General features: G+C 63.0%; 10 protein-coding genes. 3 read left to right on the top strand and 7 right to left on the bottom strand.

The window, feature by feature from the left end:
• Positions 1-36: 36 nt before the first annotated feature.
• On the bottom strand, positions 37-1,380 hold the full coding sequence (locus AUR64_RS03870; RefSeq protein ID WP_058580632.1) for an RNB domain-containing ribonuclease: 1,344 nt from the start codon (positions 1,378-1,380) through the stop codon (positions 37-39).
• A gap of 100 nt (positions 1,381-1,480) precedes the next feature.
• Complete coding sequence (locus AUR64_RS03865; RefSeq protein WP_058580631.1) at positions 1,481-1,774, bottom strand: DUF7562 family protein; 294 nt, start codon at positions 1,772-1,774, stop codon at positions 1,481-1,483.
• A 184-nt stretch (positions 1,775-1,958) separates the two neighbouring features.
• Between AUR64_RS03865 and AUR64_RS03860 the strand changes: the two genes are divergently transcribed.
• Entirely contained in the window at positions 1,959-2,438 is a 480-nt protein-coding gene (locus AUR64_RS03860; RefSeq protein ID WP_058580630.1) for an RNA-binding protein, read from the top strand.
• Positions 2,439-2,470: 32 nt separating this feature from the next.
• Here AUR64_RS03860 and AUR64_RS03855 read toward each other — a convergent pair whose 3' ends face one another.
• The 3 genes from AUR64_RS03855 to AUR64_RS03845 all read right to left on the bottom strand — a co-directional run bounded on the left by AUR64_RS03855 (position 2,471) and on the right by AUR64_RS03845 (position 5,218).
• Positions 2,471-3,247 carry a DUF1028 domain-containing protein gene (locus AUR64_RS03855; protein WP_058580629.1) on the bottom strand — a complete coding sequence of 259 codons (777 nt, stop codon included), beginning with the start codon at positions 3,245-3,247 and terminating at the stop codon, positions 2,471-2,473.
• A gap of 133 nt (positions 3,248-3,380) precedes the next feature.
• Positions 3,381-4,736 carry a glycosyltransferase gene (locus AUR64_RS03850; RefSeq protein ID WP_082230569.1) on the bottom strand — a complete coding sequence of 452 codons (1,356 nt, stop codon included), beginning with the start codon at positions 4,734-4,736 and terminating at the stop codon, positions 3,381-3,383.
• Entirely contained in the window at positions 4,733-5,218 is a 486-nt protein-coding gene (locus AUR64_RS03845; protein WP_205628369.1) for a hypothetical protein, read from the bottom strand. Before AUR64_RS03845 ends, AUR64_RS03850 begins: the two co-directional genes overlap by 4 nt.
• Positions 5,219-5,352: 134 nt before the next feature.
• Here AUR64_RS03845 and AUR64_RS03840 point away from each other — a divergent pair, with 134 nt between their 5' ends.
• On the top strand, positions 5,353-5,703 hold the full coding sequence (locus tag AUR64_RS03840) for a cell division protein SepF (RefSeq protein WP_058580627.1): 351 nt from the start codon (positions 5,353-5,355) through the stop codon (positions 5,701-5,703).
• Positions 5,704-5,723: 20 nt separating this feature from the next.
• On the opposite strand, the gene AUR64_RS03835 is transcribed toward AUR64_RS03840, so the two are convergent.
• The gene (locus AUR64_RS03835; protein WP_162265525.1) at positions 5,724-6,596 is read right to left on the bottom strand and encodes an O-methyltransferase; all 873 of its coding nucleotides are present in this window, start codon (positions 6,594-6,596) and stop codon (positions 5,724-5,726) included.
• Between the two features lie 266 nt (positions 6,597-6,862).
• A complete protein-coding gene (locus AUR64_RS03830) occupies positions 6,863-7,801 on the bottom strand; it encodes a class I SAM-dependent methyltransferase (RefSeq protein ID WP_058580625.1) in 939 nt (312 codons plus the stop codon).
• Between the two features lie 295 nt (positions 7,802-8,096).
• On the opposite strand from AUR64_RS03830, the gene uvrA reads away from it, so the two are divergent.
• Positions 8,097-11,051, top strand: coding sequence for an excinuclease ABC subunit UvrA (gene uvrA, locus AUR64_RS03825; RefSeq protein ID WP_058580624.1), 2,955 nt, complete (start codon positions 8,097-8,099; stop codon positions 11,049-11,051).
• The last annotated feature ends 169 nt before the right edge of the window (positions 11,052-11,220 follow it).

The raw sequence follows: 11,220 nt of genomic DNA, 5'->3' as shown, positions 1-11,220 counted from the left end.
GTTAGAACAGTAGAGAAGAGTCCGAGAGAGATGTGGTTACTCGTCGGCGTCGGAGGCGGCGTCTCCGTCTCCACCGGCATCGTCTCCATCGTCGTTCTCCTCGTCTTCGTCGACGACGACGAGGCCGCGACTGTTCACCGCGTAGGGGTCGAGACCGACTTCCTGCATGAACTGTTTGTAGAGGCGTTCGGCGGTTTCGGCGTCCTTCTGTCGGTCGGAGGCGCGGTCACAGAGTTCGACGAGGTCCTCGGGGACGTCGTTCTCGTGGACAATCCAGTGGTTGATGAGGTCCGAGAGACGGCGGATGGGCGAGGTGAAGTGCCCGTAGATGTCGAAGTTCAGCGCGTGGTGGCCGCCGAAGGGGTCGTTCATGTATTTGGCGCGGGGCATCACTTTCAGGACGGCGCGCTGAATCTTGTTGAGCATCCGCGGTGGCGCCTCTTCGAGTGCCGCGTTCACGGCCTTCCGAGGGTCGTCCCACGACCCGCCGGGGATACTGACGTTGTCGAGTTCGGTGATTTCGCGCAGCGCTTTGTCCCACTGGTCGGGCGTCGGTTGCGGGTGGACGCGGTACATCGCTTCGACGCCGCGACTCCACATCAGTTCGTGCGTGACGGCTTTGTTCGCCTTCAGCATGCACTCCTCGATGATGGTGTGCGCGTGGTCACGACTCGGATTCAACACGAGCGAGCCGTCTTCTTTGCGCTGTTCGTGCATCTGGTCGGCGAGTTCGTACGCGAGCGTAATCTTGTCGTGCAGCGGCGCGTCGGGGTCGTCGAGGCGCTTTTCACACTGGCTGTAGGTGAGACGTTCGTCGCTCTCGATGACGGATTTGTAGATGTCGATTGACTCGTAGCCGAGGTTCTCCTTGTCGAGTCGCATCTCGACGGTGTGTGCGAGGCGTTCTTCGTTGGGGACCAGAGAACAGACCGTCTCCGCGAGAATCGGCGGAAGCATGTGGACGGTGTAAGCGGGGAGGTAGACCGTGTTGCCGCGTTTGACGGCTTCGGCCCACATCTCCGACCCGGGGTGGACGTAGTGGCTCACGTCGGCGATGTGGACCCACAGCGTGTACGCCTCGTCGTCCTCTTCGATGCTGATAGCGTCGTCGAAGTCTTGGGCGTCGGCGGGGTCGGTCGTCCACGTCGTCATCTCGCGGAGGTCACGACGCTCCGAGACAGCCTCGTGAATCTCCTCCTCGACGTTCTCGGTTCGCTCTTTGGCTTCGCGGCGGACCTCCGGCGGGAACCCGTCTCGAATCTCGAACTCCTCGAACAGTTCCTCGCGTTTGTTCTGCAGGTGGCGGTCGAGTTCAGGGTCGATTTCGACGGGACCCTGGCCCTCGGCGGTGCCAGCCTGCGCTTGCGCGTCGTTCGACATACGCGAGAGATTGGGCGAGAGGTAGTTAGTCGTGTCGGGGTCAGACGACGGACTCTCGCCTCGAAAACGCGTCACCGTCGCCGTCGTCGCGGGTGCGTTGCTACTCTTCGGGTCGACCGTACCGGTCTTCGACCGCGTGCAGATACCGCGTCAGAAACTCTGACTGCGGCAGGCCGTCCTGTTCGATATCGAGGATGAGCGACTCCAGTTCGCCGCGGGGTTGCCAGCAGAGTTCTCGATGGCAGTCTTTGCAGAGATACTCGAACTGTTTGCCGTGGCGGTTCCAGCGGTCACCCTCCTTGTCGTACTCGCGGGCCTCCGACCGCAACACCGACGAACCGCAGGCGATGCAGACGACGGTTTTCCGGCCCCGGCCCGTGCGGGAGCGCCACATGGAAGAGAGGTTGGTGGGGTCGTACTTAGCGTTTGTGCGGTGTCAGACGCCCGTCCACTGCCGAGACAGTGTTCGTCGGTGAAACGTGTAAATCGCGTGTTTACGCCGGCGGGGCGGCCAGCGATTCGACCGCCCGAACGCACGGAGCGGGCGATTTATTCGCTCGGAACGTCACGGAGGGCGTATGAACGTCAAATCACGGCATCACCTCCGAAGCGACGACATCAAATCGCTGGAGGAGACGCTCGCGGAGGCGCTCGGCGTCGACCTCGACGGTGACACGTACGAGTTCGTCGAACTCACCGGCACCGAGTTCGACCTCGTGTTGGTCGACGGGTCGCCCGCGGTACTGTATCTGGGCGACGAACCGTTTCTCACGGTCGAGGGGGCCAACGAGTACCCGCCGGAGAAACACGTCGTTACCGTCGACGCCGGTGCTGTCTCGTTCGTCAGCGGCGGCGCGGACGTGATGCGCCCGGGCATCGTCGACGCCGACGAGGACATCGAAGCCGGTGACTTAGTGGCCATCGTCGAGGAGACACACGGGAAAGTGCTGGCCGTCGGGCGGGCGCTCGAAAACGGCGCAGAGCTCGTCGGTGACGCCGGAAAAGTCGTCGAGTCGGTCCATTACGTCGGCGACGACCTCTACCAGTTCACCGTCTGACAACACCGCTCTCGGACGACGTTTTTGCGTTTTTACTTTGCTTCGCTAGCGGACGCGTCGGACGATTCGTCGTCGGAGTCGGCGTCGACGTCGTTGGAGCGCTCAGAGTCGCCGGGTTCCTCGGCCGCTTCTTCCTCCGCCTCGTGCTGTTCGAGGATGATTTCGTAGCCGCGCTTGGCCTCCTCGTACGTCTCTCGGAGGTCGGCGACGGGCGTCTCCGTGGCGTCGACGCGCAGGTCGTCGGTGAAGCCGCTGGGTTCGTCTTCCGTGCGCGTCACGAGCAGCGCAGCGCTCTGAACGGGCAGTTCCTCACGTTTGTCGCCGCCGACTGCGTGCCCTGCTTCGAGCGCATCGACGAGTCGCTCTGCCAGCGGCGCGTCACCGTTCGCGTTCGACTCGTAGGCATCGGCCGTCGCCTCGACGACATCTTCGCCGACCAGCAGGTTCCCGGCGACGGTGTAGCTCTCGGCTTCGATGTGGCCGTACCAACCGTTGCACTCGTCGCCGGAGAACGCGAACGTCCCCTCAGCATCGACGCCGTGGAGTTGTCGCTGCTCACGCCCCTCGTCGGCGTTCAGAAGCGACTGCAAGGCGTCGTCGACGGCGAGGCCGTCGTCGATGTACTCGATGCCCTTGCGTCCTAAATCGACGTTGACGAGGCTCTGCGTCGCCACTGCGCCGTTCTCGCTGGCGAACGGACAGAGCGTCCCAACGCCGGGCAGTCTGGTCGTCACCGCGACGCCGAAGCGTGTCTGGTCGTTCCCGTCATCGTCTTCGTACTCCTCGCGGACGCAGATGCTGAACGTCACAGTCGACGGGTTGGCGTATCGTCGCAAAAAACTCCGTGTACCGGCACGTCCCGACGTTACGTCGCGTGCTCGTTCTCGCCCGACTCCACGCCGTTGGTCTCACCCGTCGGACGAACTCGGCCGTCGTGCCGACTTACTCCTCGCTGCGACTCGTGACGTACACCGATGGTCGACGAAGGACGAACTCGTCGAGGAAGGCGGCCAGCACCACGACGCTTTGCAGTGCGAAGTACGCCGGCAACAACAGCGGTGCAGCGTATTCGCGGCCGTCGTGGCGGCGGCCGTCGACAGCGTCACGCAGGAACAGCGCGTACGGAAAGGCCCACGATACCATCGAGATGAGTGGGAGCCACCCCGAGAGCGAACCGAGGGCCGCAGTCGTCGGCGATGTCGTCACCGTCAGTGCCACGAGCGGAGAGAGGAGAACAGCGACCGGAACCCACAGCAACACTGCGAACGTGTACGCCGCGTCGAGGCGCGTCGGGACCGAAGCAGTCGGACTTCGGAGCAACCGACCGAGCGACCGCCTCGCGACTTGCATACCGCCGCGTGCCCAGCGTCTCCGCTGTCCGGCCCACGCCGAGAGCGTCGTGGGGTTGCGTTCGGTGGCGACGATGGATGGGTCGACGCGAACGCGACCCCCACGAGCGTGGATTCGCGTCGCCATCGCCACGTCTTCGAGCAACGCCGTCTCGTCGAACGCGCCGAGTCGGTCCAGCGTCTCGACCCGAAAGAACGCCTGCCCGCCGGTGAAAAGTGAGAACCAGCCCAGACGCGAGCGAGCGACGAACGCGATACGTTCGGCGAGATGGCGTTCGACGGTCGCACAGAGCGCCAACAACGATTCGTCGGCGTTGCGTCCGTAGCTTCGGCCTTTGACACACCACGTCTCCGTGTCGGCCAGCCATCGAACTGCGCGCGAGAGCGACCCCTGTTCGAGACGTTGCCCCGCGTCGAGACTCGCCACGACGTCGACGTCGTCACCGAGGTGCGAACGCAGGTGATTAACCGCCGCCGCCTTTCCGGCCGGGGGTGCCGACCGCTCGATTACGCGGACACGGACGCCGGAGTCGCTCGTGGCCGCGCGGCGGGCGACCGCCTCCGTGTCGTCGGTCGAAGCGGCCTCGAATCCGACGAGCACTCGCAGTCGGTCTTCAGGATAGTCGAGAGCATCACAGGCGTCCAGCGTCTCGTCGAGGGTGTCGGCGTCGTTGTAGGCGGTGACGAGAACGCCCACCGTCGGCGGGTTCGGCGGAGACGCCATCGGAAGTTCCGGTGGGTCGGGGTTCGGGAGGCAGGCGACGGCGGTCACGAGAAACGCCCTGCAGAGACCGCCGGCGACGACGAGCGCGCAGAGGCCGACGAGAACGGGTCCGTACCACTCGAAGACGAGTGCGGGCGAGCAGAGTGTCGCCGCGACGACGAGTGTCGCAGCGAGTGTCGTCGCCACTCGTCTCGAATCCCCACCGCCCGGTGCTTCGACTCTCATCGACCGTCGTGCGGTTCGCGCGTCCCGAACCAGATACCGACCGTGAGACCGTAGACGACGTGGCCGGCGTGGAAGACGACCGCCTCGTCGTGGTCGAGTTCCATCCCGAGCAGACGACCGAGAACGACCCGGACGCCGAACACCGAGAGAACGAGGCCGTAGAGAACGCCGGCGGCGAGTGTCGTCGTCAGTTCCCGGCCACGAAGCGCTCGCCCGACGACAGCGAAGGCAACGCCGCCGCCGACGCCGTACAGAACGTGGAGTAGAAACGCGGGAGTGAGAGCGTCCGGGTCGCCACCGGCGTACCGCTCCCAGAACGCCCCGGTTGGCGGCAGCGACCGCGAAACCGGGAGCCGAAACAGTGTCATCACCGCGGTTGCGACGGCCCCGGCCCACGCACCGGTGACGAACGGCCGGTCGCGGAGCGTCCGCTCGGTTCGGACGACGGTTCGGTCGACGAACTCGGATGTCGTCGTACTCATACCGTCGTCACCAGAGGGGGACAGAAAGGCGTTCACCCGGTGGCTACCGACTCGTGTGTTTCACCGCGTACGGACTCGGCGAATCACGGCCGTCTGACGTAAGAACTATTGGGCGACCCACCGCTGTAGCTTCCATGGGCATTATGAGCAAGATTCTCGGGAACGGACAGCGCTCCACCGAGGACTACGTCGAACTGAACCTCGACGACTTCGACACCGCACAGGGCGACGCGGGGATGACCGTCCACATCGCCGAAATCGCCGGCCAGCAGGACGTCATCGCCATCAAGGACGCCGTCTACGACGGCGACTTCGTCATCGCGGACATCACGCGACTCCGCACGCAGGACCGGACGGTCGAACACATCGTCGACGAACTCCAGCAGGTCGCCCGCGAAGTCGACGGCGACATCGTCCAGAAAGGCGACGACCAACTCATCCTCGCGCCGACCGGCGTCCGCATCGCTCGGCAGAAACTGAACTAACTGCGAAAAGTCGACCGCGGTCAGTCGTCGGCGACTGACTTTGGCGCTGTTTTCACCGACTGGTGAGCGCTCGTCCTTTCGCGGTCCACGGCCGGTTTTCTGGCGTATCGACACCATCCGGGACCGTCGTACTCGTCGAAGTGGACGTAGTGGACGGCGAGTTCGCCGCTCTCGGCGGCGCGGTCGGAGATGAACGTGTCGAATGCGTCGTTCCAACCGACGTGCGGCGAGACGAGGACACCGCCCGGCGAGAGGTGTTCCCACGCGAGGTCGAACTCGAACAGCATCCCCGTCTTCGAGTGTTCCGAATCGTGGACGAAGAGGTCTATCTCGCCGAGTTCTTCCAACAGATGTGGCAGTTCTCGCTGCGGACGTCCGGCGACGAGTTGCCAGCGGTCGCGGAGGTCGTCGGGGACGATCCATCCGGGTTGTTTCCCGCCCGGGAGGAGGTGACTGCCGTCCTCACAACAGGAGGGGCGACGGCGCTCGTAGTGGCGCTTCGTATCGTCGTCGAACTCGTCGAACTGCGTCGAGCAGTCGATAGAGTACAGCGTGCCATGGTCGTTAACCGAGAGTGCGGCGAGAACCGCCAGCGTCGACACGCCGCTGTAGACGCCCGTCTCGACTACCGAGGTCGGGCGAAGCTTCCGGACGAGTGCGTAGTAGCGAACACACTCCTCTTTGTGCGAGTCGTATATCGGCTGGGAGTGTTCCTGCCACGCTTGATAGAGGAGGCCGGGAACCTGACTCTGTTCGAACTCCGCTTCGTACGCTTCGAACTCCGCTCTGCTGTCGAAGAAGCGGTCGGCGAACGCTTCGCGGGAACGCGCTTTCTGTTCGTACAGCGACCAGGACGCACCGGGGTGGAGCGTGTAGAAACATCTCGTCGCCAACGGTTTGGTCCACGATGGGACACTCGTGTATGCAGCACGACGTACGCGGCTGAGAGACGGGACCTGCATACTTCTACGTCACAACCTACCCCAACATAATTAGATGCACCGTAGCAACGCGTAATATACGACTTCCTCGGTGGAATGGCCTCCCGTACGAGTTCGTTCACTCGGTAGGCGAAAACATCGAAAAGAAAGAACGGCCACAGAAAGTTCGGCCGGGTCAAAGAGCGTCAGTCACCGAGGCAGCGACTCCGACGCCCGAATTAGTCGTCCGATACTGCCTGTCGTGGAGCCGATAGGGTGTCGTTCGTCACGTGGGTGAACGGTTTCCGCGCGTACTTGCCCCACCCCGGTTGACTGTGTTTGTCGAAGTGGACGTAGTGGACGGCCGTCTTGCCGTGCTCGGCGTTCGGTGCACGTTCGGTGACGAACGTCTCGAACGCGTCGTTCCAGGCGACGTGGTGCGAGAACAGCATGCCGCCCGGCGAAAGGTGTTCCCACGCGAGGTCGAACTCGAACAGCATCCCCGTCTTCGAGTGCTCGGAGTCGTGGACGAACATATCCACCGACCCGAGTTTCGAGAGCAGTTTGGGCAGTTCGCGCTGACTCCGACCGGCGACGTACTCCCATCGGCCGTGAAGTTTCTCGGGGACAATCCAGCCCGGTTCCTTGTCCTCGGGCACTAGGTGGCTGTTGCGCTGTGCGCAGGAGGGTCGACGACGCTCGTACCGTTCCACGTCGGCGTCGTCGGTCGGGTCCAGAAGCGACGAGTAGTCGATAGAGTACAGCGTCCCGTGGTCGTTTTTGTCGAGCGCAGCGAGCATCGCCAGCGTAGAGACGCCGTGGAAGACACCCGTCTCGACGACCGTCTCGGGTTTGTACTTCCGGATATACGCGTAGTAGCGTACGCAGTCGTCCTTGTGGATGTCGTAGAACGTCTCGTCGCCGAGTTCGTCGTACGCCCGTTTGAGGTTCTCGGCGATGACGCCGTTCATGAACTCGGCCTCGTACGAGTCGAGTTCCGCCTCACTGTCGAAGAACCGCTCGATGAACGCTTGGCGAGTGAGCTCTTTGTCTTTGTACGTCTCCCAAGAGGCGTCCGGATGAAGAACGTAGAACGCTTTCTGGATAGCCGGTTTCACCCAGTTGGGCGTGAGGTCGAATGATTTCTGTCGTGCGCGCTTGACTTGCCGAACCAGCATAGAAAGGTGCACGTGTTTGCGCACCAAAAGTACGCGCCGCTGAATATCTCCTCGTCCCGATGGTTTGTTCTCCCATTCAGACAAATTATCCAGTATGTACCCCCTTAGCGACTGTTTCGAAAATCCGAACGTGCTGTTTCGGTAATACGCCACCACCACCACAGAGACGGCTCGAAAACCCGGTTCCTACAGTCGGAAGGGACCGAATAACGGCTGTATGGTCGGCGTTCCATGGGTGTGAACGCCATGCAGGACCGACGAGTATTCAGGTGTTCCCTACTTAGCGTGTTTCCAGATGAGCAAGGACTACATCGAGGTCCGAGGGGCCGAAGAACACAACCTCAAAGACCTCGACGTTCGCATCCCACGTGAAACGTTTACGGTCGTCACGGGGTTGTCGGGGTCCGGGAAGTCGTCACTCGCGTTCGAGACGATTTACGCCGAGGGACAGCGCCGGTACATCGAATCGCTGTCGGCGTACGCCCGCAACTTCCTCGGTCAGATGGACAAACCGCAGGTCGAGTCCGTCGAGGGACTGTCGCCGGCTATCTCTATCGACCAGAAGAACGCCGCAAACAACCCTCGCTCGACGGTCGGGACCGTCACCGAACTGCACGACTATCTTCGTCTGCTGTACGCTCGGGTCGGCACACCGCACTGTCCGGAGTGTGGCCGCGAAGTCGGCGAGCAGAGCGCCCAACAAATGGTTCGACGGATTCTCGAACTCCCCGAAGGGACGCGTGCGAAAATCGCCGCGCCGGTCGTCCGCGACCAGAAAGGCGCGTTCGAGGACCTGTTCGACGAACTCGTCTCCGAAGGGTACTCGCGCGTCGAAGTCGACGGCGAGGAGTTCGACCTCGCCATGGAGAAACCCGACCTCGACGAGAACTACGACCACACCGTCGACGTGGTCGTCGACCGGGTGAAGATATCCGAGAAAGCGCGTTCACGAATCACCGACTCTGTCGAGACGGCACTCGAAGAGGCCGATGGCACGCTGAAGATTATCGTTCCCGACCCGCCGGCCGAAGACGAGTTCCACCTCGGCACGGAGGCCCGTGCAACCGGTGACCTCGCCGGCGGCGGCGACGAGCGTCTCGTCGTCGAGTTCTCCGAGGAACTCGCCTGTACGCACTGTGGCATCGACTTCTCCGAAATCGAGACGCGGTCGTTCTCGTTCAACTCGCCGCACGGCGCGTGTCCCGAGTGTGAGGGCATCGGGAACACGAAGGAGATAGACCAAGACCTCGTCGTCGAAGACCCCTCGAAGCCCATCAAACACGTTTTCGAGCCGTGGAGCTACAAGCGGTCGTACTACCGGACGCGACTCGACTCGGTTGCCGAGCACTTCGGCGTCAGCGTCTCGACGCCGTTCGAAGACCTCGACGACGACGTGCAGCGACAGTTCCTCTACGGGACCGACCGGGAGGTCGTCTTCGAACGACAGACACGAAACGGCACCCGTCGGAAGACGAAACGCTTCGAGGGCGTCATCCCGAACCTCGAACGCCGTCACGTCGAGACGGAGTCGAAAGGCACCCGCGAGCACATCGAGGAGTACATGGCCGTGACGACCTGTCCGGCCTGTGATGGCACGCGGCTCAAGCCGCAGTCTCGCTCCGTCTACGTCGACGGCACCGCCATCACCGAGGTGAACCGAATGAGCATCGGCGACTCACTCGCACACTTCGAGAGTCTGGAGGCGGACCTCACCGACCGCGAGCGCACCATCGCCGAGGAAATTCTCAAAGAGATTCGCGCGCGACTGGGCTTCATGACCGAGGTCGGTCTCGACTACCTGACGCTCGACCGGGAGGCGTCGACGCTCTCGGGCGGTGAGAGTCAGCGAATTCGCTTGGCGACACAGGTCGGTTCCGGACTCGTCGGCGTGCTCTACGTGCTCGACGAGCCATCTATCGGCCTCCACCAGCGCGACAACGACAAACTGCTCGACACGCTCGAAGGCCTCCGTGACCTCGGCAACTCCTTGCTCGTCGTCGAACACGACGAGGCGACGATGCGCCGCGCCGACAACATCATCGACATGGGTCCGGGGCCGGGCAAGCGCGGGGGTGAGGTCGTCGTGCAAGGCGACTTCGACGAGGTGTGTGAGGCCGAGGGTTCGATTACGGCCGACTACCTCTCGGGACGAAAAGACATCCCAGTACCCGAGACGCGCCGTGAGCGCGACGGCGAACTGACGGTTCGCGGCGCTCGACAGCACAACCTGAAAGACCTCGAAGTATCGCTACCACTGGGGACCTTTACGGCCATCACAGGCGTCTCGGGGTCGGGGAAGTCGACGCTCATCCACGATATCCTCTACAAGGGACTGGCCCGCGAGATGAACAACAACACCTCCGTCGACCCCGGCGACCACGACGCTATCGACGGCATCGACCAGATAGAGACGGTGCGACTCATCGACCAGTCGCCCATCGGTCGGACGCCACGGTCGAACCCGGCGACGTACACGGGCGTGTTCGACTACGTCCGCGAGTTGTTCGCGGAGACGAAACTGTCGAAACAGCGCGGCTACGAGAAGGGTCGCTTCTCGTTCAACGTCAAAGGCGGCCGCTGCGAGGAGTGTGGCGGCCAAGGTGACGTCAAAATCGAGATGAACTTCCTCTCGGACGTGTACGTCCCCTGTGAGGAGTGCGGTGGCAAGCGCTACAACGACGAGACGCTCGACGTGACCTACAAGGGCAAGACCATCGCCGACGTGCTGGACATGGAAGTCGACGACGCCTACGAGTTCTTCGAGGCGAACTCCCAGATTCGTCGCCGTCTGCAGTTGCTCAAAGACGTTGGCCTCGGCTACATGACGCTCGGACAGCCGTCGACGACGCTCTCGGGTGGCGAGGCTCAGCGCATCAAACTCGCCGAGGAGTTGGGCAAGCGCGACACCGGCGACACGCTGTACCTGCTCGACGAACCGACGACGGGGCTGCACAAAGAGGACGAGCGGAAGCTCATCGACGTACTGCACCGACTGGTCGACAACGGCAGTACCGTCACCGTCATCGAACACGAACTCGACTTGGTGAAGAACGCTGACCACGTTCTCGACCTCGGTCCCGAGGGCGGTGAACACGGCGGCGAAGTCGTCGCCGCCGGAACGCCCGAAGAAGTCGCGCGCGAGGAGTCGTCGTATACGGGACGCTACCTCCGCGACATGCTCCCCGCTGTCGACATCGAGGGGCCGCGTGCGGACAAACGCGAACCCGCGAAGCCGACCACCGACGACTGAAACAGAGAAGGGCAACGCTCCGGAAGGGGCGAACAGCCGGCGAAACGATTCTCTCCGCGCGGGGGTCGCCGGGCAGCCGCCTCGACCCCGTCGCGGCACGACGTTACATCGAGAGCGTCTGGTCTTTCTCTCACTGATAAATTCTCGCTGACCGGACGGTCCGGAAGGT

Origin of the sequence: Haloprofundus marisrubri, assembly GCF_001469955.1 — an archaeon.
GTDB lineage: Archaea > Halobacteriota > Halobacteria > Halobacteriales > Haloferacaceae > Haloprofundus > Haloprofundus marisrubri.
Note: the sequence above shows the minus strand (reverse complement) of the source record. Positions and strands in the feature narration are given on the sequence as shown.

Bases quoted from the DNA above. Each gene is read 5' to 3' on its own strand.
- AUR64_RS03845 (WP_205628369.1), bottom strand. From the start codon at position 5,218: ATGAGTACGACGACATCCGAGTTCGTCGACCGAACCGTCGTCCGAACC.
- AUR64_RS03865 (WP_058580631.1), bottom strand. From the start codon at position 1,774: ATGTGGCGCTCCCGCACGGGCCGGGGCCGGAAAACCGTCGTCTGCATC.
- AUR64_RS03860 (WP_058580630.1), top strand. From the start codon at position 1,959: ATGAACGTCAAATCACGGCATCACCTCCGAAGCGACGACATCAAATCG.
- AUR64_RS03850 (WP_082230569.1), bottom strand. From the start codon at position 4,736: ATGAGAGTCGAAGCACCGGGCGGTGGGGATTCGAGACGAGTGGCGACG.
- uvrA (WP_058580624.1), top strand. From the start codon at position 8,097: ATGAGCAAGGACTACATCGAGGTCCGAGGGGCCGAAGAACACAACCTC.
- AUR64_RS03830 (WP_058580625.1), bottom strand. From the start codon at position 7,801: ATGCTGGTTCGGCAAGTCAAGCGCGCACGACAGAAATCATTCGACCTC.
- AUR64_RS03840 (WP_058580627.1), top strand. From the start codon at position 5,353: ATGGGCATTATGAGCAAGATTCTCGGGAACGGACAGCGCTCCACCGAG.
- AUR64_RS03870 (WP_058580632.1), bottom strand. From the start codon at position 1,380: ATGTCGAACGACGCGCAAGCGCAGGCTGGCACCGCCGAGGGCCAGGGT.